The 23,608-nt window shown below is 63.6% G+C and carries 22 protein-coding genes and 1 riboswitch; of the genes, 10 read left to right on the top strand and 12 right to left on the bottom strand.

Translation table 11 applies throughout. The features are described from left to right. Positions 1-164 precede the first annotated feature (164 nt). Positions 165-1,934 (bottom strand): hybrid sensor histidine kinase/response regulator, encoded by a 1,770-nt coding sequence (locus AC0L2U_RS12245; protein ID WP_473601967.1) that lies wholly within the window; start codon positions 1,932-1,934, stop codon positions 165-167. Positions 1,935-2,063: 129 nt separating this feature from the next. Here AC0L2U_RS12245 and AC0L2U_RS12240 point away from each other — a divergent pair, with 129 nt between their 5' ends. The 3 genes from AC0L2U_RS12240 to AC0L2U_RS12230 all read left to right on the top strand — a co-directional run bounded on the left by AC0L2U_RS12240 (position 2,064) and on the right by AC0L2U_RS12230 (position 3,484). After that, positions 2,064-2,447 (top strand): response regulator, encoded by a 384-nt coding sequence (locus tag AC0L2U_RS12240; protein ID WP_473601966.1) that lies wholly within the window; start codon positions 2,064-2,066, stop codon positions 2,445-2,447. Positions 2,448-2,476: 29 nt separating this feature from the next. Further along, positions 2,477-2,722: a LuxR C-terminal-related transcriptional regulator gene (locus AC0L2U_RS12235; protein WP_473601965.1), complete on the top strand. Its 246-nt coding sequence runs from the start codon at positions 2,477-2,479 to the stop codon at positions 2,720-2,722. Positions 2,723-2,866: 144 nt separating this feature from the next. Continuing rightward, a complete protein-coding gene (locus AC0L2U_RS12230; RefSeq protein ID WP_473601964.1) occupies positions 2,867-3,484 on the top strand; it encodes a LysE family translocator in 618 nt (205 codons plus the stop codon). Positions 3,485-3,668: 184 nt separating this feature from the next. Here the strand turns inward: AC0L2U_RS12230 and AC0L2U_RS12225 are convergent, their stop codons facing one another. The 3 genes from AC0L2U_RS12225 to AC0L2U_RS12215 all read right to left on the bottom strand — a co-directional run bounded on the left by AC0L2U_RS12225 (position 3,669) and on the right by AC0L2U_RS12215 (position 6,028). Beyond that, positions 3,669-4,439 carry an amino acid ABC transporter ATP-binding protein gene (locus tag AC0L2U_RS12225; RefSeq protein ID WP_127267253.1) on the bottom strand — a complete coding sequence of 257 codons (771 nt, stop codon included), beginning with the start codon at positions 4,437-4,439 and terminating at the stop codon, positions 3,669-3,671. After that, entirely contained in the window at positions 4,436-5,116 is a 681-nt protein-coding gene (locus AC0L2U_RS12220; RefSeq protein ID WP_127267252.1) for an amino acid ABC transporter permease, read from the bottom strand. Before AC0L2U_RS12220 ends, AC0L2U_RS12225 begins: the two co-directional genes overlap by 4 nt. A 138-nt stretch (positions 5,117-5,254) precedes the next feature. After that, positions 5,255-6,028 carry an amino acid ABC transporter substrate-binding protein gene (locus tag AC0L2U_RS12215; RefSeq protein ID WP_127809037.1) on the bottom strand — a complete coding sequence of 258 codons (774 nt, stop codon included), beginning with the start codon at positions 6,026-6,028 and terminating at the stop codon, positions 5,255-5,257. A 322-nt stretch (positions 6,029-6,350) separates the two neighbouring features. Here AC0L2U_RS12215 and AC0L2U_RS12210 point away from each other — a divergent pair, with 322 nt between their 5' ends. Next, the gene (locus tag AC0L2U_RS12210; protein WP_023814301.1) at positions 6,351-7,214 is read left to right on the top strand and encodes an RNA polymerase factor sigma-32; all 864 of its coding nucleotides are present in this window, start codon (positions 6,351-6,353) and stop codon (positions 7,212-7,214) included. Between the two features lie 24 nt (positions 7,215-7,238). Here the strand turns inward: AC0L2U_RS12210 and AC0L2U_RS12205 are convergent, their stop codons facing one another. The 4 genes from AC0L2U_RS12205 to thiB all read right to left on the bottom strand — a co-directional run bounded on the left by AC0L2U_RS12205 (position 7,239) and on the right by thiB (position 12,602). Then, entirely contained in the window at positions 7,239-8,708 is a 1,470-nt protein-coding gene (locus AC0L2U_RS12205) for a M48 family metalloprotease (RefSeq protein ID WP_127809036.1), read from the bottom strand. 257 nt (positions 8,709-8,965) lie between these two features. Then, a complete protein-coding gene (gene thiQ / locus AC0L2U_RS12200; RefSeq protein ID WP_127395564.1) occupies positions 8,966-9,748 on the bottom strand; it encodes a thiamine ABC transporter ATP-binding protein in 783 nt (260 codons plus the stop codon). Next, complete coding sequence (gene thiP / locus AC0L2U_RS12195; RefSeq protein WP_127809034.1) at positions 9,741-11,363, bottom strand: thiamine/thiamine pyrophosphate ABC transporter permease; 1,623 nt, start codon at positions 11,361-11,363, stop codon at positions 9,741-9,743. Before thiP ends, thiQ begins: the two co-directional genes overlap by 8 nt. A 240-nt stretch (positions 11,364-11,603) precedes the next feature. Further along, complete coding sequence (gene thiB, locus AC0L2U_RS12190) at positions 11,604-12,602, bottom strand: thiamine ABC transporter substrate binding subunit (protein WP_473601963.1); 999 nt, start codon at positions 12,600-12,602, stop codon at positions 11,604-11,606. A 43-nt stretch (positions 12,603-12,645) separates the two neighbouring features. Further along, positions 12,646-12,760: riboswitch (TPP riboswitch) on the bottom strand. An 87-nt stretch (positions 12,761-12,847) separates the two neighbouring features. Here thiB and AC0L2U_RS12185 point away from each other — a divergent pair. From AC0L2U_RS12185 to AC0L2U_RS12170, 4 genes are read left to right on the top strand one after another with little or no spacing between them, the layout of a single operon-like run. Beyond that, positions 12,848-13,492, top strand: a complete 645-nt coding sequence (locus AC0L2U_RS12185; RefSeq protein WP_128289264.1) for a thiamine diphosphokinase — start codon at positions 12,848-12,850, stop codon at positions 13,490-13,492. Between the two features lies 1 nt (position 13,493). Further along, positions 13,494-15,314: an ABC-F family ATP-binding cassette domain-containing protein gene (locus AC0L2U_RS12180; RefSeq protein ID WP_127380673.1), complete on the top strand. Its 1,821-nt coding sequence runs from the start codon at positions 13,494-13,496 to the stop codon at positions 15,312-15,314. 58 nt (positions 15,315-15,372) lie between these two features. Further along, positions 15,373-15,615, top strand: a complete 243-nt coding sequence (locus tag AC0L2U_RS12175; RefSeq protein WP_127270148.1) for a type II toxin-antitoxin system CcdA family antitoxin — start codon at positions 15,373-15,375, stop codon at positions 15,613-15,615. Then, a complete protein-coding gene (locus tag AC0L2U_RS12170; protein ID WP_127327637.1) occupies positions 15,615-15,914 on the top strand; it encodes a CcdB family protein in 300 nt (99 codons plus the stop codon). Before AC0L2U_RS12175 ends, AC0L2U_RS12170 begins: the two co-directional genes overlap by 1 nt. A gap of 11 nt (positions 15,915-15,925) precedes the next feature. On the opposite strand, the gene AC0L2U_RS12165 is transcribed toward AC0L2U_RS12170, so the two are convergent. Together AC0L2U_RS12165 and AC0L2U_RS12160 are read right to left on the bottom strand one after the other, a co-directional pair. Continuing rightward, positions 15,926-17,551 (bottom strand): hypothetical protein, encoded by a 1,626-nt coding sequence (locus tag AC0L2U_RS12165; RefSeq protein WP_127270144.1) that lies wholly within the window; start codon positions 17,549-17,551, stop codon positions 15,926-15,928. A gap of 75 nt (positions 17,552-17,626) precedes the next feature. Then, positions 17,627-18,925, bottom strand: a complete 1,299-nt coding sequence (locus AC0L2U_RS12160; RefSeq protein ID WP_127267133.1) for an adenylosuccinate synthase — start codon at positions 18,923-18,925, stop codon at positions 17,627-17,629. A gap of 208 nt (positions 18,926-19,133) precedes the next feature. On the opposite strand from AC0L2U_RS12160, the gene AC0L2U_RS12155 reads away from it, so the two are divergent. Continuing rightward, the gene (locus AC0L2U_RS12155) at positions 19,134-20,039 is read left to right on the top strand and encodes a DMT family transporter (RefSeq protein ID WP_023811869.1); all 906 of its coding nucleotides are present in this window, start codon (positions 19,134-19,136) and stop codon (positions 20,037-20,039) included. A 156-nt stretch (positions 20,040-20,195) separates the two neighbouring features. Continuing rightward, complete coding sequence (locus tag AC0L2U_RS12150; protein WP_292565562.1) at positions 20,196-20,660, top strand: DUF2231 domain-containing protein; 465 nt, start codon at positions 20,196-20,198, stop codon at positions 20,658-20,660. 56 nt (positions 20,661-20,716) lie between these two features. Here AC0L2U_RS12150 and serA read toward each other — a convergent pair whose 3' ends face one another. Together serA and AC0L2U_RS12140 are read right to left on the bottom strand one after the other, a co-directional pair. Continuing rightward, positions 20,717-22,318: a phosphoglycerate dehydrogenase gene (gene serA / locus AC0L2U_RS12145; RefSeq protein ID WP_127267135.1), complete on the bottom strand. Its 1,602-nt coding sequence runs from the start codon at positions 22,316-22,318 to the stop codon at positions 20,717-20,719. Positions 22,319-22,385: 67 nt separating this feature from the next. Continuing rightward, complete coding sequence (locus AC0L2U_RS12140; protein WP_127397218.1) at positions 22,386-23,561, bottom strand: phosphoserine transaminase; 1,176 nt, start codon at positions 23,559-23,561, stop codon at positions 22,386-22,388. Between the last annotated feature and the right edge of the window lie 47 nt (positions 23,562-23,608).

Below are 23,608 nucleotides of genomic sequence, written 5' to 3'. Positions count from 1 at the left end.
TTTTCGAGAGATCCTGCCTGAAACGATTGGAGGCTCCGGTTTGACCGGGGCCTCTTTTGCTTTTGGGCGGCAGCTTCGATGTTGAAGATGCACCGCGCGCCAGCGTGCTGCATCACGGCTTGCCGGCGCGCCGAACCGTGGTGCCGTCCAGCGCGCGTTTTCGTTTAACGTGTGTCCCCACTTGTCGCCTTGCCAGCAAAGCAGACCGCAGCAATGGTTTCGCGCAATTCCTCGTCGGCGATCGGCTTGTGCAGGATGCGGCTGCCGCTGGCGCTGATCTCCTTGAGGCGCGAAGGCGAGGTATCGCCGGTGATGATGATGGTCGGGACAACGCGGCCGATATGGGCGTGAAGCGCACGGATCGCGTCGGTGCCGGTGGTGTCATTCTCGAGACGGTAGTCTGCGATGATCAGGTCGACCGGCGCATCGCCGGCAGCCAGCGCCGCCGCATGGGCCTTCCGTGCCTCTGCGGCGGAGCGGCCGGGATAGACACGATGTCCTTCCAGGCTGAGCAAGCGCACCATGGCATCGAGAACGTCGCCCTCATCCTCGACCACCATGATGCCGGCGGCACTGCTGGCCGGCGATGTCGTGTCGACCTCTGAGCGAGCCTGCACCGCGCCGGCCTTCGCGACGGTGATGGAAAACAGGGAACCGCGTCCGGACGTCGAAGCCAATTTCAGCGGGTGCCCCAACAGGTCGGCGGTGCGGCGAACGATGGCGAGCCCGAGTCCCAGGCCTTGCGTGCGGTCCCGCGCCGGGTTCTGCAACTGCACGAAGTCCTCGAAGACCATCCCCTGCTGATCGGCGGGGATGCCGGGGCCGCTGTCGAGGACCTGTATCTCCACACATGCGCCGCGCCGGCGACAGCCCAGCAGGACACCACCTTGCTTGGTGTAGCGAAAGGCATTCGACACCAGGTTGTTGAGAATGCGCTTCAGCATCATCGGGTCGCTGTCGACGCAGAGGCCGCTGTCGACCACGCGCCACGTAAGTCCGCGCTGTTTCGCCTCGGCGGCGAATTCATTGCGAAGATCACCAAAGAGGTCGCGCAGCGGCACCGCCTCGCTCGCGACCGTGACGATGCCCGCATCGAGCCGGGAGATATCGAGCAAAGCGTTGAGCAGCCCACTGAAGTTGCTGACAACCGATTTCGCCCGGCTGGCCAGGTCGCGCGCCTCGCGGGAGGGTACGTCGCCGCGCTGCCCCAAAACGGCAAGCGTCGAGACCAGCAGGCTCAGGGCATGGATCGGTTGGCGCAGATCGTGACTCGCCGCCGCCAGAAAACGCGTCTTGGCACGGTCGGCGGTCTGCGCCCTGTCGCGTTCCTCTTGCAGATGCTCGACCAGCGTTTCGTTCTCCAGTCGCAGGCTGACGGTTTCGCGCAGCATGCGGTAGGTGATACGGCAGTAGTAGAAATTGATCGCCACCAGCGACGCGAGCAGGAACAGGAAGGCGCCGGAAATATCGCTTTGGGTGGTCAGGCAGCGCAGGGCGACCGGCACCACCGTGGCCAGGATGGAACCAACCAGCGCCGGCGGAAAGGCCGACAGAGACGGCACGGTGCCGCAGACGAGACCAGTCAGGACGATGACCGTGAAGGACAGCACGATCGGCGCCTCGGGCATGAATCCGACCCAGCCAAGCACACCCCACAGAAGGCCTGACATGCAGGAAAATGCCGTCGCCAGCCGTGCCCAGCGCAAGATCGAGTGGCGATCCCGGGCGCGGCTGAAAAAACGGCGCGACGCCAGCACCCGGATAGCCGTCAGCAGATACAGCGCCGCCAGCCAGCCGATCAGCCAATGGGTGGAAACGGCCGTTCTCAGCACATAGACCGCCGCCATCGAGATCACGATGTTGGAGATGACCACGCCGTAGGAATTGCGATACAGGAGTTCGATCAGGGCCTGGCGTATCTTGTCTTCCTGCATCGAATCCCCCCAATTGCCCCAAGTATTCTCCGGGCGGTCTTCCCCGGTACCGTTGATCTACCGGCAACCTGTTTCGCATAAGTTGGCGATTGATCCATATACGCCGCTGCAGTCCTGGATGATGCCCTGATGATTCGCCCGCTCACCGCCATACTCGCCGACGACCATGCCATCGTGCGCGAGGGGCTGAAGCTGCTCATCTCGGCGATGGACAATGTCTCGGTCGTCGCCGAGGCTGCGGATGGCGAGGCGCTGCTTGGCCAACTGCGAAGCACGCGCGCCGACCTTTTGATCCTCGACCTCGGCATGCCAGGTGTCGCCGGGATGCAGTTCATCGCCACCATCAGGACCTTGGCGCCACACCTGCGCATCGTGGTGCTGACGGCCAATATCGAGCCGAGGACGGTGCGCGCCGCGCTCAGTGCCGGCGCCAGCGCCTACCTGACCAAGGACGGCGATCCCGAGGAACTCGGCGCCGCCATCGAAGCGGTCAAGAAGGGGGCACCTATCTGACGAAAACCGTTCGCTTCGCCGTCAGCGATATGGGCAGGGGCAGCGAGCCGATAGCCGCACAGGAAATCCTCTCCCCGGTGCCGCTGACGCGGCGCGAACGGCAGATCCTTCAACTGGTGGCGCAAGGCATGATCACGCGCGACATCGCCGAACGGCTGGGTATCAGCCTGCCGACCGCTCGCAAGCATCGCGAAAACCTGATGGGCAAGCTCAATCTCCACAACACCGCCGAACTGACCGCCTACGCGGTTCGTCTGGGATTGCCCGCCGGCTGACATCGCAGCCGCTCGGCAACGTCCCCTTAACCATCGGCAGATTAGCCAAGCCCGATCACGATCCAAATACGGCATCTGCCGTATGTTTTCGGCCTGACCCCCAGCCTACTCCTCCCACGGCTTGATCACATGGGAGGAGCCGTCATGCCGTCGCTGGATCTTTGGATTCCGTTCGCCCTCGCAACGCTCGCCTTCGCCCGCATGCCAGGGCCGGCGATTCTCTACATGACCGCGCAGACGCTGGCCCATGGCCGTCAGGCGGGATTGATGGCGGCACTGGGTGTTCATCTCGGCTGTTACGTGCACATCCTGGCCGCGGCGGTCGGACTCGCCGCACTGATGGAACACGCGCCGGTCGCTTTCTCGATGATCCGATTGGCGGGCGCCACATATCTCATTTCGCTGGGCCTTGCCATGTTCCTGGGATGGAACCGGATGGGCGAGGACGGTGCCAGGCCGGCCCCGAACACATTCCGCGACAGCATGGTCGTCGAGATCCTCAATCCCAAGACAGCACTGTTCTTCCTGACCTTCCTGCCGCAGTTCGTGGATCCGTCAGCCGCCATTGCCGTAGGGTTGCAATTCCTCATCCTCGGCATCGTCGTCAATCTTATCTTCTCGATGGCCGACCTGGCGGCGGTCGGCATCGCCTCGCTCGCCGTTGGCCGGTTCACTGGCGGCGGCGCCGGATGGGTGATCCCCAAGACATGCGGTTCGATCCTCATCGGACTTGGCGTGGCGCTCGTCAGCCATCATATCTGAACCTGCAAATGAAAAGCCGCGGCGTCAGGGGAGAGCCGACGGTGAAATTTTAGCGGCTGCCGGCAGCAAGGGCCAGTATGCCGGAGGGCGCCTCACGGCCAGCTCGCGCACCGGGCAAGATATCCCGGAAACCAGCGCCCCTTTTAGGGCCATCGCCCGAATCAACATACTCTGGGTCGCGCGCTTACGCGCCGCCGCCTTCCTTCTCAGCCTCCTGCTTCAGCGTTGCGATGAACCGCTTCGTCCGTTGCTGCTGCGGATTGTTGAACAGCACCGCGGCCGGCCCCTTCTCGACGACGACGCCGGCATCGAGGAACACCACTTCCTGGGCGATCTTGGAGGCGAGGCGCAGATCATGCGTCGCCATCACCATGGTCGTGCCTTCGCTGGCGAGCTTGCCAAGCACCTCGACCACCTCTTGCGCCAGTTCCGGGTCGAGCGCCGAGGTCGGCTCGTCGCAGAGCAACACTTTCGGCGACGGCGCCAACGCGCGGGCGATCGCCACGCGCTGCTGCTGGCCGCCCGACAGCGTCGCCGGCCAGGCGTCTGCCTTGTGCACCATCCCGACCTTCTCCAGCAGAGCCAGTGCCCGCTCGCGTGCCCTCTCAGGCGACCATTTCAACACCGTCACCAGCCCTTCCATGACGTTCTCGATCGCAGTGCGATGCGGAAACAGCTGGAAGTTCTGGAACACCATGCCAGTCTGCAGCCGCAGGCGCTGGATATCCCTGGCCGGAACCCTGCCGCCGGGGTGGAATTCGAGCGTCTCGTCGCCAATGCGCACCGTGCCCGAGGTCGGGATCTCCAGGAGGTTGATACAGCGCAGCAGGGTGCTCTTTCCCCCGCCCGACGGACCGACCAGCGCCGTGACGCTGCCTTCGGCAATGGTGACCGTCACGCCCTTCAACACGAGATTGTCGCCGAAGCGCTTTTCGATGTTGCTGAGGCCGATCATGAGCGCGCCTCCAGGAAGCCGCCATAGCGGTTGAGCCGGGTCTCCAACCGCGTCTGCAAGGCCGACAGCACCGAACTCAGCGCCAAATAGAGGATCGCCGCCTCGACATAGAGGATCAGCGGCTCATAGGTGGTGGCGACGATGCGCTGCGCCGCCTGGAACATCTCCGGCACGGTGATGGCGGCGGCCAGCGACGTGTCCTTGACCAGCGAGATGAAGGTGTTGGAGAGCGGCGGCACCGCGACCCGGCCGGCTTGCGGCAGAATGGTACGCCGCATCGCCTGGCCCCAGGTCATGCCGATCGAATAGGCGGCTTCCCACTGGCCTTTCGGCACCGAGCCTATTGCCGCGCGGATGATTTCCGACGTGTAGGCGCCGATGTTGAGCGTGAATCCGATCAACGCCGCCGTGAAGGCGTCGAGCAGGATGCCGACCGACGGCAGGCCGTAGAAGATGAGGAACAGCTGCACCAAAAGTGGCGTACCCCGGAAGATCCAGACATAGAAGCGCACAAGCGCGACCAGCGGCTTGGGGCCGAACAGCCGGGCGAGTGCAGCACCCAACCCAACGGCCAGCCCCAAGGCGAAGGACAACAGCGTCAGCGGCACGGTGAAGATCAGCGCCGCCCACAGCAGCGAAGGCAGCGACTCCAGCATCAGTTGCAGCCAGTGCGGCACGTATGACCCTCCAGATTGGTCGAAGCAGCTTGGTCAAGGCGAGAATGCGTCTGCCATATCACGACAAAAGCGGCGGGCCGTCAAAGACGGCTCGCCGCTCTATGTGTCTCATGGCCGCGGAGCGGCTCGCCTCGTAGATTACTTCGAAACATCCTGGCCGAAATAGGTGTCGGCGATCTTCTTATAGGTGCCGTCGGCCTTGATGTCGGCCAGCGCCTTGTTGATCGCGGCGACCAGTTCCGGATCGCCCTTGCGCACGATGACGCCGGAATAGTCGGCGTTTTCCTCTTGCGCGGCAATCTTCACATTGGCTTCGGGCTTGTGCTTCTTGAAGTCGAGGAACGACAGGCTGTCATTGATCGTGGCGTCGGCGCGGCCGGTCAAAAGCAGCTGGATCGACTGGTCGAAGCCATCGGTGCCGACCAGCTCGGCGCCGTTCGTTTCGGCCAGCTTGCCGAAATTCGAGGTCAGCGACTGCGCCGACTTCTTGCCCTTGAGATCGGCGAAGCTCTTGATGTCGGTGTTGTCGCCGCGCACGATCAGCACCGCCTTGGAGGCGATGTAGGGATCGGAGAAATCGTACTTGGCTTTGCGGGCATCGGTGATGCCGACCTGATTGATGACGGCGTCGTAGCGATTGGCGTCGAGGCCGGCGATCAGTCCATCCCACTTGCCTTCGAGGAACTCGGCCTGGACACCAAGCTTCTCGGCAATCGCCTTGGCGATTTCGACGTCGAAGCCGACCAGTGCACCGGACGTGTCATGGTAGGTGAACGGCGCATAGGTGCCTTCCGTGCCGATCTTGATGACACCGGCGTGCTTGATCTGGTCGAGATTGGGGCCGGCATGACCTGAAGCGACAGCCAGGGCCTGCAGCGTTCCGGCGATAATGAGCGACTTGAGCCATTTCATTTTTCTGTGATCCCGTCCTTGGCCGGCTGGCCGGCATATTTGTGAGCGCTGGAAACTGACAGATGCAAGCCGAAAAAATAAGGAACTGAATTTCAAAAACAGCGGGTTTATGAAACCATATTCTCTAAACGGTACTTTCCACTCGTGATTGCAGCCATCTCGGACCCCCTGAGAATCCTTCAGGCAACACAATCGCGCCGCTGCGGTCGCGGAACCTTTCCCGCGCATGGCAGTTCTGGCTGTTCTAGGGCACGACGCCGGCATTTCAACCCGGGCGGCAGCCAACTTTGCAAAGTCATTCGCACCACCCAGGGAGCGCCTCATGATGGAAGACACGGCAGGACGGATCATGGTCCGCGCGGCAATGAAGGCTCCCTACCTCGAGCGTGACGAAGAGCATCGGCTTGCATTGCTCTGGAAAGAGGACAACGACCAGAACGCGCTGCACTCAATCACCGTCGCCCATATGCGGCTGGTCATTTCCATGGCCTCCAAGTTCCGCCATTACGGCCTGCCGCTCGGCGATCTGGTCCAGGAGGGTCATGTCGGATTGCTCGAGGCCGCCGCCCGCTTCGAGCCGGAGCGCGAGGTGCGGTTCTCGACCTATGCGACATGGTGGATCCGCGCCTCGATGCAGGACTATATCCTGCGCAACTGGTCTATCGTGCGTGGCGGCACCAGCTCGGCCCAGAAGGCGCTGTTCTTCAACCTGCGACGCCTGCGCGCGCGGTTGGCGAATGGCACGGAGCCGCTCTCCAACGCCACGCTCTATCGCGAAGTGTCGGAGGCGCTTGGCGTCTCCGAAGCCGATGTGGCGATGATGGATTCGCGGCTCTCGGCGCCCGACTCCTCGCTCAACATGCCTATTGCCGACGATGCGGGTTCGACCGAGCGCATGGATTTCCTGATTTCGGACGATCCGCTGCCCGACGAGATCGTCGGCGACAAGATCGATGTCGCGCGCCGCTCGCTCTGGCTGAGGGAGGCGCTTCGCGCGCTCAACGCACGGGAGCTTAGGATCATCGAGGAACGGCGGCTGAACGACGAGGGCGCGACACTCGAAGCGCTCGGCGAAACCCTCGGCATCTCCAAGGAACGCGTCCGCCAGATCGAGGCCCGCGCCATGGAAAAGCTCAAGGTCGCATTGGTGAAGCAGAACCCGGAGTTCATGGCGACTGCCGCCTGAACGGCGGCAGGCGTCCAGCGGCGCCTACTTGTCGGTGACGATCTTGACCTTGTCGCCGGCCGAAACGGCGGCACCGGGCGACAGGGCGTTGAGGACGCGGAACAGGTCGAGCTTGCGGTCGACGCCGACCATCTGCGCCGAAAGTGAACCCATCGTCTGCCCAGGCTGGACGGTGACGACGCGGATGTGCAGCGGCTTCAGCGCCGCCTTTTCGGCAGCACTCAGTATCCGGAACGAGCCGCTTACCGAACGGGCGATCGTGTCCAGAGACGCGCTGGCGGAAGGGGCCGCGGTCAGCAGCCGGTAGACTTGGCCGCCAGCGCGGATCACCGCTATGTCGAATTGCCAGCCTTCGGCGCCGGCATGCGCGGTCGCCGCCTCATTGCCGTTGATGGTTTCCTGCTTGACGCTACTGTCGACGAGACCAGCCACCCAGCCGCTGCGGATATAGTCCGTCAGCGCCCGGTTCTTGTCGATGGAAACGCCATCGAAACGGATCGCTATGTCGCCGGGGCCGGTGGCCGTCACCGCTGCTGCCGAATTGTCGATGATGAAGCCGTCCGGCACCGTGAACGACACACCAAGGCCCGGGTGCAGGAAGGTTTCGCCGCGCACGTAGCCTTCCTCGGGCGTGTCGCCATAGAGCAGGCCGTCTATGCCGGCGAGGAAGGAATCGCGGTCGCGCGTGCCGACGCCCGGCGCGCCGAACTGGCGGGCATGGCGCTGCGCCAGATCAATGCGCTGCGGCGTGTTGGGGTGCGTGGCCAGGAAGTCCAGGCTAGCGTCGGTGGCGCCGCTGATCGAGCGGAAATCGGTATAGGCCGACATCGATTGAAGGAAGCGGCCTGCGGCGAAAGGATCGTAGCCGGCCTCGCCGATCGACTTGATGCCGATGGCGTCGGCTTCCAGCTCCTGGTTGCGCGAAAATTGCGCCAGCCTCAGCTTGCCGCGGATCAACGCCGCCTTGGCGGTCGGGCTGTCGCCGAGCACATCGGAGACCACCTTGGTCGCTAGGCCTTCCTCTGCCTCGAGCTGTTGGCGCTGCAGGCCGTGATTGGCGGTGACGTGGCCCATCTCATGCGCGATTACAGCGGCAAGCTCGGCCGAATCATTGGCCAGCGCCAGGAGGCCGCGGGTGATGTAGAGATAACCGCCCGGCAGCGCGAATGCGTTGACGTTGGGCGAATTTAGAATGGTGATGCGATAGGTCTGTGTCGGGTTGGCGGACACCACCGTCAAACTACCGACCACCTTGGCGACCATTCGCTCGAGCTTGGGGTCGGAATATTCACCGCCGTAAGTCGCCAGGATGCGCGGGTGCTGCGCCTTGGCCAATTCGGCGAGCTTGTTGTTGGCGCCGACATTGTCCACTGTGATCGGCTTGTCGGAAGGCTGGAAGCCGGATTCCTGAACTTCCGGCGGCGTGAACATCTGGCAGCTTGCCAACGCCACGGCAAAACCGGCCAGCGCGAGAAAACGCGCCAGCGGTTTCATTCCCAATGTGTTAGCGCCGATCGCCAGAACGGCTTCCTTTCGGGTCCCGGCGCATGACCACGAAAATCGGGGGCGATCTTCGGAACGCGTCATGCGCTATCTCAAACTGCTGCAGCATCCGTTGCCCGTCCCTTAGGGCGGGCGGCGGATACTGCAGGCAAATCACGGCCTGTGCCGGACCGGTAGGGCGACCTAGCCACACTCCCCCGGTCATGGCAAGCAAACGCCACATCGCCTGGAGCCGGTTTGACCGTAAATTATGTCCGCTTCCGGGCAACATCGCGTGATGTGGAATATCCAGCACCCGCGCCGATATAGCGCCGGAACGCCTCCGGACCAGCCCCGGTAAAGAAATCATCAGCCTTGCCGGTTGCGGCCACCAACCCATTGTCGACAAACACCATGTGCTCGCCGATGCGGCGTGCATCCTCGGGCTGGTGGGTGACAAATAGCACCGTCATGGCGCGTTCGGCATGAACGGCAGCAACCAGATTCAGCATCTCGTCGCGCAAAGCGGGTCCGAGCGAAGCGAATGGCTCGTCGAGCAGCAACACCGGTCGGTCGCGCACCAGCACGCGGGCCAGTGCGACGCGCTGGCGTTCGCCCCCGGAGAGCTCGCGCGGCAGGCGTTTCTCCTTGCCCGCGAGACCGGTGCGCGCAAGCGCCTCGGCGACCGCGGCGCGGTCCGCCTCGGTCAGTCCCAGGGAGGGCGAGCGACCGAGCCCGACATTCTGCTCGACGGAAAGATGCGCGAAGAGATTGTTCTCCTGGAACACCATCGACACCGGCCGCGCCGAGGCCGGCTCGGCGCTGACATCGGCCCCGCCGATCAGCACGCGGCCCGATTGTGGGGTCTCGAAGCCGGCGACCAGATTGAGCAGCGTCGACTTGCCCGAACCGCTCGGACCCATGATGGCGGTGATCTTCGCCGTGGCGAACTCGACGTCGAAGACAAGTGGCACCTCACCATAACTGAACGACACCTTGTCCAGCCGCACCGATGCGCCCTTTTCAAGCCTGCTGGCCGCCCCGTCACGCATCCCGGACCTTCTCCCTTCCCAGCCAGTGCGCCGCCACGATCAACGCGAGACAGACGAGGCCGAGCAGGAGTGCCAGGCCGGCGGCATCCTCGGTGCGGTAGCTGCCCATCCGAGCCAGAAGAAGGTAGGGCAATGTCTGCACGGAATCACTGCCGAACAGGGCAATGACACCGAGATCGCCCAGCGACAGCGCCATGGCGAAAGCGAAGGCCGTGGCGAGCGGGCGCCGCAGCGACGGCCAGTCGACCAGTATCAGCCGGTTCCAGCCCGCAATGCCGAGCTGTGCGCAGAGCCGTTCGTGACGCTCGCTCGCCGCATCATAGGCGGGACGCACGGCGCGCAGGGCGAACGGCATCGCCATCACCGCGTTGACGGTGACGACCATGACCGGGGCGATGGCAAAGACATCGCCGGCATGGCGCAGCAACAGGAACCAGCCGGCGCCGACGACGATCGGCGGCACGACAAGAACAAAGCCGGCGCCTGTATCGGCGGCGCGTTCGAGCAGTGTCTTTGCGCCGGCACGGCGGTTCAGCGCCAGTGCCCGCCGCGCCATGGTCAGCGCCAGCGACAGCATCACCGAGAGCAGTGCCGACAGGAAGGCGAGCGCCGCGCTGGTCAGCGTTGCCTGCCGGACAGTGGCCTCGCTGGCCAAACGGCCGAGATCCGCACCCAACCCGGCCATCACGGTTGCCGCCATCGGCCCAACGACGAACAGCAGCGCCAGGATGATGACTAGCGCGTTCAACCAGGTCTCGCTCCGATTCACCGAGATATAGCGGCGTTGCGCGACCGGCAAATTGGTGTCGCCGACCACATTGGCGCCCAGGCGCGTCAGGGCCAGCACAACGATAAAGGTCAGGGCGATCTGCAACAGCGTCAGTGTAACGGCCCGCGCGGGATCGAAATCGAAGCGCAGGGCCTGGTAGATGCCGACCTCCAGCGTCGTCGCGGCCGGCCCGCCGCCGAGCGTCAGCACGATCGTGAAGGATGTGATGCAGAGCATGAACACAAGCCCGGCGACGCCGGGCAGTGCGGCGCGCAGCGTTGGCCATTCGATCAGCCGGAACGCCGGCCGCGCCGCCATGCCGAGTTGGCTCGCCAACCGCCATTGGTCGGCCGGTATGGTCTGCAGCGCCTCGAGGAACAGCCGCGTCGCCAGCGGCAGGTTGAAGAAGACATGGGCGACGAGGATGCCGGACAGGCCATAGATACCCGGCCAGCTTCCGCCGCCGATCAAGGCAAGCACGCCGGCGAAATAGCCGGCACGGCCATAAAGCGCCAGAATGCCGAGCGCTGCGACAATAGCCGGCAGCGCCAACGGCACGGCGAAGATCTGCAGGATGAAGGCGCGGCCGAAGAAACGTGGATGTCGCGACAGAGCGCGCGCCACGAACAGCGCCGGGATGGCCGAAAGCAGCGTCGAGAGCGCCGCTTGCCAGAGCGTGAAGCGAATGACGCGAAGCAGATAGGGATCGAAGGCTGCCCAGGCGCCCGAGAAATCATGGGCGCCCTCGAAAAGCAGGCCGGCAAACGCGCCGCCGATCAGCAGCGCGATCGCGGCAAGCGCGACAATGCCGGCGCTGACGCGGGGATCAGAGGCTGCGCGTCGCACGCCGGACCACCAATCTCCGGATCGCGGCACTTACAAAGGATTGCGTTCCTTCGCGCCCCCCTCTGTCCTGCCGGACATCTCCCCCACAAGGGGGGAGATTGGCAATTTCGACGCCTCGCTCACTCCAGCAGCATTGGCGATTGGCGAAATCGCCGATGGCAGCCAATCTCCCCCCAAGCGGGGGAGATGTCCGGCAGGACAGAGGGGGGCGCCGTAGAGCACTCATCTTCGATAGCAAACTTATTTGCTCATCACCGCAAGCCATTCATCGACCCAGGCCTTGCGATTGGCAGCGACCTCTTGCGGGCTGAACAGCAAGGTCTTGGTCGGCTTGACCAGTTTGTCAAAGGCCGGATTGAGCGGCTTGTCGGTCTTGCCGGCCGGGAACATCCAGTTGGTCTCGGGAATGGCATCCTGGAATTTAGGCCCGGTCATGAAGGCCATAAACTTGGCCGCCAGCGGATTCTTGGCTCCCGTCGTGGTGATACCCGCCACCTCGATCTGCAGATACTCGCCCTCCTCGAAGGAGGCCGCCTGGTAGCGCCCGGTGTTCTCGGCGATCATGTGATAGGCCGGCGACGTCGTGTAGGACAGCACCATCGGCGCCTCGCCCTTGGTGAACAGCCCATAGGCCTCGCTCCAGCCCGGCGTCACGGTCAGCACCTTCGGCTTGAGCTTGGCCCAGGCCTCCGGCGCCTTGTCGCCATAAACCGACTTGACCCACAGAAGCAGGCCGAGGCCCGGCGTCGAGGTGCGTGGATCCTGGATGACGATCTTGTCGTCGGCACTGCCTTCGACCAGCTCTTTCAGGCTTTTCGGCGGGTTCCTCAGCTTCTCGGTGTCGTAGACGACAGCGAAATAGCCGTAATCAAAGGGGACAAAAGTATCGTCGCTCCAGCCACCCGGCACGTTGACATCAGTTACGCCGCCATGCGGCGCGAACAAGCCTGAGGCCTTGGCATCGGCGGTGAGATTGGTGTCGAGGCCAAGCACGATATCGGCCTTGGTCGATGCGCCTTCCAATCTGACGCGGTTGAACAACGCGACGCCGTCGGCGACCGAGACGAACTCGACATCGCAGCCGCATTCGGCCTCGAACGCCTTCTTCACCACGGGACCCGGACCCCAGTCGGCGGTAAAACTCTCATAGGTGTAGACGGTGAGCTTGTCCTTGGCCAAGGCCGGTCCGGACAAGGCCACGACAGTTGCTGAAACAAGAGCGTATAAAAGCGTGCGCATCGGCGCCTCCTTCGTTCGAATTGAAAGGAATTGAGGCGTCGGACTGTCCGAAACGTCTAATCCCTCCGCCGGTACAAACCGGATCAGGTTCAGCGGGTTGGCGAGACTGCCTCTCAGCCGGTCCGCGAAGATCGCGTCCGGCACCCCGTTAGAGCGTTTCGACACATAGGCCGGCCCGATCCGCCACGCAAGTGGGAGTTTGCCGCCTTCCGTTTCCCGTGCCGGGCTGGTAAGGGCCACACGATATGAGCACATTCACCATCCTGCTTGGCGGCGATCTCATCCGCACGCCACGGCTCGACCGTCAGGTCGAAGGCTCCCGCGTCATCGCCGCCGACGCCGGCATAGGCCATGCGCAGTTGCTGGGCCTCGTGCCGGAGCTGTGGGTGGGTGATTTCGATTCCGTGCCGGCGAACCTGCCGGACGATCTCGCTTCCGTGCCGCGCCGGACCTTCCCGGCGGAAAAGGACCAGACCGATGGCGAACTGGCCATCGCCGCAGCACTCGAGCGCGGCGCGACCCGGCTGGTGCTCGCCGGTGCTTTCGGCGGCAAGCGCGCCGACCACGCTTTCCTGCATCTGGCGCTTGCCTTGCGGCTGGCCGAAGCAGGGACCGATGTGCTCCTGACCAGCGGCGCCCAGGAAGGCATTCCCCTGCTGCGCGGAACGGCCGGCTTCGACTATGCCGATGGCACGCTGTTTTCGGTGCTCGGCTTTTCCGAGCTTGCCGGGTTGACCGTCACCGGCGCCAAATGGCCGCTGAACCACGTCAAGGTGGCCTTCGGTTCGTCGCTGACCATTTCCAACGAGGTCAAGGGCCGCCTCGAAATCGCGCTCGGCCATGGCCGCGCGATGCTGCTCGCTCATCCCTATCCCTTACCTGAAAGCTGACATGGCCCCGCCCCTTCTCAACCTCGACGGGATAAAACTGACCTTCGGCGGCACGCCGCTGCTCGATGGCGCCGCCTTGACGGCTTCGGCCGGCGACAAGATCGCACTGGTCGGCCGCAACGGGTCGGGCAAGTCGACCCTGCTGAAGATCGCCGCCGGCCTGATCGAGCCGCAGGACGGTGAGGTGTTCCGCCAGCCTTCGGCAACTGTCCGCTATTTGCCGCAGATGCCCGACATGGAGGGCTTTGCCACTGTCCGCGCCTATGTCGAGGCCGGGCTTGGCCCTGCCGACGATCCCTACCGCGCCAGCTATCTGATGGAGCATCTCGGACTGTCGGGTGAGGAACGTCCGAACGACCTGTCGGGCGGCGAGGCGAGGCGTGCTGCCCTTGCCCGCGTCATGGCGCCGGAGCCAGACATCCTGCTGCTCGATGAGCCGACCAACCATCTCGACCTCTCGGTCATCGAATGGCTGGAAGAAGAACTCATCCGCACCTCCTCGGCACTGATCGTCATCTCGCACGACCGCCGCTTTCTCGAACGTGTGTCGCGCGCCACCATCTGGCTCGATCGCGGCCAGACCCGCAGGCTGGACAAGGGCTTTGGCCATTTCGAGGAATGGCGCGACCTGGTCCTGGAGGAAGAAGAGCGCGAGCAGCATAAACTCGGCCGCCAGATCGTTCGCGAAGAGCATTGGCTGCGCTACGGCGTGACGGCGAGGCGCAAGCGAAACATGCGCCGGCTCGGCGAGTTGCAGACCATGCGCCAGCGTTTTCGCGGCCATCGCGGTGCCGAAGGGTCGGCGACCATGGTGGCGAGCGACGCCGCCGAGTCCGGCAAGCTGGTGATCGAGGCGAAGAACATCGAGAAGAGCTTTGGCGATCTAACCGTGGTCAAGGGGTTTTCGACCCGCATCCAGCGCGGCGATCGCGTCGGCCTGGTCGGGCCGAACGGCGCCGGCAAGACGACGCTCTTGAAGATGCTGACCGGCGAGATGAAGCCGGACGCCGGTTCGGTGCGGCTCGGCACCAATCTGGAGATCGCCACGCTCGACCAGAAGCGCGAGGCGGTCGACCCGCAGGAGACGCTGGCGCAATATCTCACCGACGGGCGCGGCGAGAACCTCGTCATCAATGGCGAGCAGCGCCACGTCGTCTCCTACATGAAGGATTTCCTGTTCAAGCCGGAGCAGGCACGCACCCCGGTGCGCGAATTGTCCGGCGGCGAGCGGGCACGGCTCTTGCTGGCGCGCGTGCTGGCGCGGCCGGCAAACCTTCTGGTGCTCGATGAGCCGACCAACGATCTCGATATGGAGACGCTGGAACTGCTGCAGGAACTGGTCGCTGGCTTTGCCGGCACCGTCATCCTGGTCAGCCACGACCGCGATTTCCTCGACCGCACCGTGACCAGCCTGATCGCACCGGATGGTGACGGCCGCTGGATCGAATATGCCGGCGGCTACTCCGACATGCTGGCGCAGCGCGGCGGCACCAGGCTGGACGACCGCAAGGCGCGCGCGAAGGCCGAAAACGGCGAAGCGCCAGTGACGGCCAAGAGTGAAGCGGCTGCGCCAAAGGGGCCGGCGAAGAAACTGTCGTTCAAGCAGAAATTCGCGTTGGAATCGCTGCCCAAAAAAATCGAGGCTGTGACGGCTTCGATCTCAAGGCTGGAGAACAACATCGCCGATCCGGCCTATTACGAGCGCGACCCGGCCTCGTTCCAAAAGACGATCGCCGCCCTCGACAAGGAGCGCGCTACGCTGGCGGCGCTCGAGGAAGAATGGCTGGAGCTGGAGATGTTGCGCGAGGAAATGGAAGGGTGAAGGATTGCGTGGGGGCTTTTATGCGCCTAGATTATGCGCATAAAAGGAGGCGATCTTTATGCTTCAATCGACGTCAAAACCTCAGCGACAATCTGTGAATACGTCCATCGACTCTCGGTTGATCAGCGATGCGAAAGCTTTGGGCATCAATATCTCACGCGCCGCCGAAGAGGGCATTGCAAAAGCAATCTCGGCAGAAAAAACGCGCCGATGGCAGGAAGAAAATAAGGAAGCTATCGACAGCTCCAATGAGTATGTCAGACGCAACGGACTGCCACTGGCCAAACACCGGCCGTTCTGATGGCGCGTTATGATTTCTATAGGAATGCCGCGGGCGGCGGTTATCTTCTCGACGTGCAATCAGACCTTCTTGAAGGACTAAGCACCAGGATCATCATTCCGCTGATGCCGCCCAAGATAGCCCCGGTTCCTGGTCGCCGATTAAACCCGACCTTCGCCATAAATGGCAAAGATCATGTGATGGTCACCCAGTTTATGTCAGCCTTCTCTGCCTCGGAATTGCCGGATCCAGAGGGAAGCCTTTCCAGGCACCATGACGAGATTGTCTCCGCGCTCGACATGCTGTTCCAAGGCTTCTGAACTGCTCCTTCTCAGCCAGCCGTCTTGGCCTGCCAGGCCTTGATCGCCTCGTCGAACACCTTCTCGCCGGGAATGCCCTTTTCCATGGTCAGCAGTGCCCGCCGTCCGGTCTTGTAGACGACCGGTACGTCGATCCAGTCCTGGCCGCGAAGCAGGGTCATGTTGGCGTCTTCGTCGGCCTTGGTGTCGTTGAGCGCGACGAGGAAGAAGCCGTCGGCGATCTTCGCCGGAATGCCGATCAACGGGCTGCCGGCATCCTGTTCCGAACCCTTCATGGCGACGCGCAGGATGTTGTCGACACCGCCGCCCTCGAAACCGTCGGGCGTCAGGAAGATCATCTCGATGATATGGCTGGCCGGCAGTGTCTGATCGGTGTTGCGGCGGATGGTCATGCGCAACTGGATGTCCTTGCCGGGAATGGTGGCCTCGGCACGGATCGCCGGCTCCGGCGGCAGGTCGCCACCGGGCGATTCCTGCACCAGCGACCAGACGATATTGCCGGGCTCGGCGGAGCCCTGGGCGGTGCTGGTGCGCTCCTCGTAGAAGATCGCCTTCTGGCCGACAGGCAGAGCGGTTTCCGCAGGCGCAGCTGCCGGTGCGGGCGGCGTGCCGGCAGCATCGGGCGGCGCTGCCGGGGCAGCTCCGTTGGCAGGCGGCGTTGCGGGGGCGGCACCTGTAGCGGGGGGCGCTGCCGCGGCAGGTGTGCCTGCGGCCGGAGCGGAAATCGCCGGTGCGTTCGTCGCCGAGGGCGGCGTGGTCAGCGCGGCGACCGATTCGCCTTCGCCGATGCCGCTTTGGCCACCGGCCGGACCCGGGTCGACTTCACTGCCCTGCGGCGTCAGCCGCTGCGTGAATTTCGTGCTTTCGGCCTCCGTGCCGCCAGCCGCGGGCGCCGGAGGCGTTGCCGCGGCATCGGTTGCCGGCTTGGCAGGCGCTGGTTTCACCGGCTCGGTCTTGGCGACCTGATTGCCGCCAAGCCCAAGCATTTTGCCGAAGGCATCCTTGTTCAGCCAGATTCCGTAGCCGCCGCCGGCTACGACCAGAAGAGCGACGACGGCCGCGATCAGCCCACCATAGCTGCGCTTGCGCTCGGCGGGACGCAGGCGCTGGAAGGTGTCCGACACCGGCTCTTCGTCGCTGGAAAAGACATCTGCCTCGTCCTCCGCCTCGTCGGCATCCATACCTGGAAGAGGCGTGTCGGCGCGAGCCGGCTGGGAAGGCGCCGGCGTCGCCCTTTGCCAGCTCGGCTCGACCTTGGCGGCAGGTGGTGGCGCGGGCTGATAAGATTCAGGCTTTGCAGCGGGCGGTGCGGGCCAGGCCGATTCGGCCTTGGCCGGCTGCCGTGTATGGCTCGGCTGATTCTTGTTGCGATCGATCGACGAAAAGATGTGTTCCAGCTCCGCCAGCGGATCGGTCTCCGGCAGGCTCTTGGCATAGTCCCGCTCGACACTCGCGATCGCGTCTTCCAGCGAACGCATCTGCGTGGCTATGGCTTCGGCGGCCGGCGGCGGCGAATATTCCTCAAGCTTCTTCGCCAGCATGGTGCGAACGCTGGCATAGATGCGCGTACGCTTTTCCGGCGTCTCGTCGCCATGCTTGCCGAGCGCCTTTTTCAGAATAGCAACGTAATCTGCCATGCTTCAGTCGACCTGTATTTTGTTTCCGCGCCGGCCCCCGCAAATCGGCCGCGATGCCCGGAAAGGCTTCAGAAACTAGTCTTGAAACGGATCGGTCACAAGTATCGTGTCGTCGCGTTCCGGGCTGGTGGAAAGGAGTGCTACCGGGGCACCGATGAGCTCCTCGATGTAGCGGACATACTTGACGGCCTGGGCCGGCAGATCGTTCCAGCTGCGCGCGCCGGCTGTGGTGCCTTTCCAGCCCTCGAGCGTCTCGTAGACCGGTTCGACACGTGCCTGCGCGCCCTGGCTGGCCGGCAGATAATCGATCATTTCGCCGTCGAGACGGTAACCTGTGCAGACCTTGATCTCGTCCAGCCCGTCAAGCACGTCGAGCTTGGTCAGCGCGATTCCCTTGATGCCGTTGACAGCGACGGCCTGGCGTACCAACACCGCGTCGAACCAGCCGCAGCGGCGCTTGCGGCCGGTGACGACGCCGAATTCATGGCCGCGCGTGCCGAGGAATTCGCCGACTTCGTTCTTCTGCTCGGTCGGGAACGGACCCTCGCCGACGCGTGTCGTATAGGCTTTGGTGATGCCGAGCACATAGCCGATGGCGCCTGGGCCGACGCCGGAGCCGGCGGCAGCCTGTCCGGCAACCGTGTTCGACGAGGTTACGAACGGATAGGTGCCGTGGTCTATGTCAAGCAGCGTGCCCTGCGCGCCCTCGAACAGGATACGCTCGCCAGCCCGGCGCTTGTCGTCGAGAATCTTCCAGACCCGGTCCATATAGGGCAGGATGTCGTCGGCGACCGAGGTCAATTCCTGCATGATCGCGTCATGCGTGACTTCCGCATGGCCAAGCCCCCGACGCAGCGCATTGTGGTGCGTCAGCAGCCTGTCAACCTTCACGGGCAGTGTTTCCAAATCCGCCAAGTCCATCACCCTGACCGCGCGCCGGCCCACCTTGTCCTCGTAGGCGGGGCCGATGCCACGACGGGTCGTGCCAATCTTCGTCCCGGAATTGGATGCGGCGTCCTCACGGAATCCGTCCAGCTCCCGATGCAGGGACAGGATAAGCGCTGTGTTTTCGGCTATTTTCAGGCGATCCGGTGCGACTTCGACACCTTGCGCCTTGAGCTTGGCCACCTCGGCGACGAAAGCATGCGGGTCGAACACGACGCCATTGCCGATGATGGACAGCTTGCCCTGGCGCACGACGCCCGACGGAAGCAACGACAGCTTGTAAACCTTGCCGTCGACGACCAGCGTATGGCCGGCATTGTGGCCGCCCTGGAAACGCACCACGACATCGGCCCGCTCCGACAGCCAGTCGACGATCTTGCCCTTGCCTTCGTCACCCCACTGCGAGCCGACGACCACCACATTGGCCATGTTTCTTTTCCCTTGAGACGCCGCCAAGCGGCTTGAATATGGTTCGAAACGACAGGCCTCTATAACGTCAAGACCTCGCGAGCGCGACCTTTCTTTGCCGTCGAAAATGCCCTGAGGCACAACAATTTTCGGCTTTGACATCATTTACTTGGGCGAGCGACCGCAATAGGCCGGCAAACACCGCAGCTCCGGCGACTGGAATCCCGCGATGCATCGAAGCGCCTACATATTCCTGCTGCTCACCACCTTGCTCTGGGGCGGAAATTCGGTGGCCGGCAAGCTGGCGGTCGATCACGTTTCGCCGATGACGCTGGTCTTCCTGCGCTGGGTGCTGGCCGTGGCGATCATGCTGCCCATCGGCTGGAAGACCATCCAGAAGGACTGGCCGGTCGTCCGCAAGCACTGGTTCGTGCTGGTCGCCCTTGGCGCCAGCGGCTTCACCCTGTTCAACACCATCTTCTACACGGCGCTCAACTACACGACAGCGATCAATGTCTCGATCGAACAGGCGGCGATGCCGATCCTGATCATGACTGCCAATTTCGTCTTCTTCCGCCTGCGCGTGAACTGGGCGCAGATTGTCGGCGTCGTGCTGACCATCGCCGGCGTGATCCTCACCGCCTGCCATGGCGACCCGCGCCGGCTGTTGACGCTGGAACTCAATTTCGGCGATGCCATCATGCTGGTCGCCGTGTTTCTCTACAGCGGCTATTCGGTCGGGCTGCGGCTGAAGCCGGTCATGCACTGGCAGAGCCTGATGCTGGCCCTGTCGGTTGCGGCACTCGTCACTTCGCTGCCGTTCTTCCTGTGGGAGGTCGTCGCCGGCAAGGTCATCATGCCCGATGCGCGCGGCTGGACCGTCATCGTCTATACGGCGATCGGCGCCTCCGTCGTTTCGCAGATCTTCTACATCAGAGGCAACGAACTGATCGGCGCCAACCGCGCCGGCCTGTTCATCAATCTGGTGCCGATCTTCGGCACGCTGCTGTCAGTGCTGATCGTCGGCGAGACGTTCCACCTCTATCAGGCACTGGCTTTGGTGCTCGTGCTGGGCGGCATCGGGCTTGCCGAATACAGCGGGCGCAAGATGGCGTTGGCGGACCACCGCGGCTGACATGTGGCGGCTGACGCTCTCCCCGGTGCAGCGATTCACGCGAACAGCATGGATTTAGCCAATGGCCTGGAAGCAGCGGCATAAACTCTGCCGCGTCCCTACTTGGAACATTTCACCTCCAGCGGAGTTTGATTTGAACGGCATGGAGGCGACATGATGAGCCCCAACCCTCGCAGCACGGCAAGCATTGCCGGTCACCCTATCCATCCCATGCTGATTCCGTTTCCGATTGCCTTTTTTGTCGGCACCTTCGTTTGCGATCTTATCTTCTGGCGAACAGCCGATCCCGGATGGGTCACCGGGTCGCTTTGGCTTCTCGGCGCAGGCCTGATCATGGCAGCCTTGGCTGCGCTTGCCGGCCTGACGGATGTTCTCGGCGATGTTCAGATCCGCAATCTCACGACGGCATGGCTCCATGCCGGCGGCAATGTACTCGTTGTGTTGATCGAGCTTTACAACTGGTACTCGCGGTACGCCGGCGGAGCGGCGGCCGTGATGCCAACCGGCTTCGTCCTATCGCTGATCGTGGTTCTCATCCTGCTGTTTACGGGCTGGAAGGGTTGGGAACTGGTCTACCGACATCGCGTGGCTGTCTCCGATGGATCCGACGAGTTGACCTGAACCGGCCGCCGCGCCGGCCGGCATCAACGAGGGGGTCGGCGACCGCCTGTCCTCGATCACATCGCGTTGATGTCGAACTGCAGCCGCTTGGCCGAGTCGATCGACTTATGCGCCTTGACCTTTTCCAGCACGGCCTCCGGGAACGGGGCGTCGAGATAGAGCAGCGCTATGGCATCGCCGCCCGGCCGGTTGCGGCCGAGCTGGAAGTTGGCGATGTTGACGCCGTTCTCGCCGCAGACGGTGCCGAGCAGGCCAATGATGCCCGGCGCGTCGGCATTGGTGGTGTAGAGCATGTGCTGGCCGACCTCGGCATCGAGGTTGATGCCCTTGATCTGGATAAAGCGTGGCTTGCCATCCGAGAAGCATGTGCCGGCGATCGAGCGCGTCATATGCTCGGTCTTCACGGTCAGCTTGATATAGCCGTCGAACACGCCCGATTTGTCGCGCTTGACCTCGGCGACGATGATGCCGCGCTCCTTCACCATGATCGGCGCCGACACCATGTTGACGTCCGAGACCTGAGGCCGGATCAGCCCGGCGAGTGCGGCGCTGATCAGCGCGCGCGTATTCATCGTCGCGGTGGAGCCGTCGAACAGGATCTCGACCTCCTTGATCGGATCCTCGGTGACCTGGCCGACGAAGGCGCCGAGCACTTCGGCAAGCTTGACGAAAGGCTTCAGCCGCGGCGCCTCCTCGGCGGTGATCGACGGCATGTTGATGGCGTTGGAGACGGCGCCCTTGATCAGATAGTCGGCCATCTGCTCGGCAACCTGGAGCGCGACATTCTCCTGGGCCTCCGTCGTCGAGGCGCCGAGATGCGGCGTCGCCACCACATTCTCCATGCCGAACAGTTCGTTGTTCTCGGCCGGTTCGACCTCGAAGACGTCGACGCCGGCGCCGGCCACCTTGCCGCTCTTCAGCGCCGCGATCAGGTCGGCCTCGACGACCAGCCCGCCACGAGCGCAGTTAATGATGCGCACGCCCTTCTTCATCTTGGCGATCGCCGCGGCATCGATGATGTTGCGCGTCTTGTCGGTCAGCGGCGTGTGCAGGGTGATGAAATCGGCGCGGGCGAACAGTTCGTCGAGCTCGACCTTGTCGACGCCAAGCTCCTCGGCACGGCTGTCCGACAGGAACGGGTCGAACGCGATGACGTGCATCTTGAGGCCAACGCCGCGCGTCGCGACGATCGAACCGATGTTGCCGCAGCCGATGACGCCCAGCGTCTTGCCAGTGATCTCGACGCCCATGAATCGGTTCTTTTCCCATTTGCCGGCATGGGTCGAAGCGTTGGCTTCCGGTATCTGGCGGGCAAGCGCGAAGATCATCGCCACCGCATGTTCGGCTGTCGTGATCGAATTGCCGAACGGCGTGTTCATCACGATGATGCCCTTGCGGCTTGCCGCCGGGATATCGACATTGTCGACGCCGATGCCGGCACGGCCGATGACTTTGAGATTGGTAGCGGCGTTGATCAGTTTTTCGGTGACCTTGGTCGCCGAGCGGATGGCGAGGCCATCATACTGGCCGATCACTTCGGCGAGCTTTTCCTTGTCCTTGCCGAGATCGGGCAGATAGTCGACCTCGACGCCACGATCCTTGAATATCTGCACGGCGGTGGGGGAGAGTTTGTCTGAGACGAGAACGCGGGGCGCCATGGCGGCCTCCTTGAAATGGATTTGATCCTGATGGGAATGGGCGGCCCGAAGGCCGCCGCGAATGATCTCAGGCCGCCGCTTTGAGCGACGCCTTCTGCGCGGCGAAGGCCCAGTCGAGCCAGGGCAGCAGCGCCTCGAGATCCGACGTCTCGACCGTCGCGCCGCACCAGATGCGCAGGCCGGGCGGTGCGTCGCGATAGGCACCGATATCGTAGGCGACGCCTTCCTTGTCGAGCACCGACACCAGCCCCTTGGCGAAAGCCGCCTGCCCCTCGGCGTCGAGCGCGGACACGTCCGGGTCGGTGAAGGACAGGCAGACGGACGTGTTCGACCGTGTCGCCGGCTGGACGGCGAGATGACCGAGCCAGGAGGATTTGCCGACAAAGCGATCGAGGACGGCCGCATTGGCATCCGCCCTGGCGATCAGCGCGTCGAGGCCGCCGGTCGACTTCGCCCAGTTGAGCGCATCGAGGTAATCCTCGACGCACAGCATCGAGGGGGTGTTGATGGTCTCGCCCTTGAAGATGCCTTCGATCAGCTTGCCGCCCGAGGTCAGGCGGAAGATTTTCGGCAGCGGCCATGAAGGCTTGTAGGTCTCCAGCCGCTCGACGGCGCGAGGCGACAGGATCAGCATGCCGTGAGCGCCCTCGCCGCCCAGCACCTTCTGCCAGGAGAACGTGACGACATCGAGCTTTTCGAAGTCGAGCCTCTGCGCGAATGCGGCGGAAGTCGCATCGCAGACGGTCAGGCCCTTGCGGTCCGCGGGAATGAAATCGCCGTTCGGCACGCGCACGCCCGACGTGGTGCCGTTCCAGGTGAAGACCACATCGCGGTCGAAATCGATCTTGGTGAGATCAGGCAGTTCGCCGTAGCCGGCTTCGATCTTGCGCACGTCGGCGAGCTTCAACTGCTTGACCACGTCGGTGACCCAGCCGGAGCCAAAGCTCTCCCAGGCGACCATGTCGACGCCGCGCTCGCCGAGCAGCGACCACAGCGCCATCTCCACCGCGCCGGTGTCCGACGCCGGCACGATGCCGATGCGGTAACCCGCCGGGACCTGGAGAATTTCCCGCGTCAGCTCGATCGCCTGTTCGAGCTTGGTCTTGCCGATCTTGGCGCGGTGGGAACGGCCGAGCGCGGCATTGTTCAGCGCCTCGACCGACCAGCCGGGACGTTTTGCACAGGGACCTGAGGAAAAATTGGGGTTTGCCGGACGGAGTCCGGGCTTCGTATGCGTCGTCATCGTGGTCTATCCTTCCAGATAGTGGCCCCTCGTTGGGGAGGGGTGGC

It is taken from the genome of Mesorhizobium sp. WSM4808, from assembly GCF_055811675.1.
Note: the sequence above shows the minus strand (reverse complement) of the source record. Positions and strands in the feature narration are given on the sequence as shown.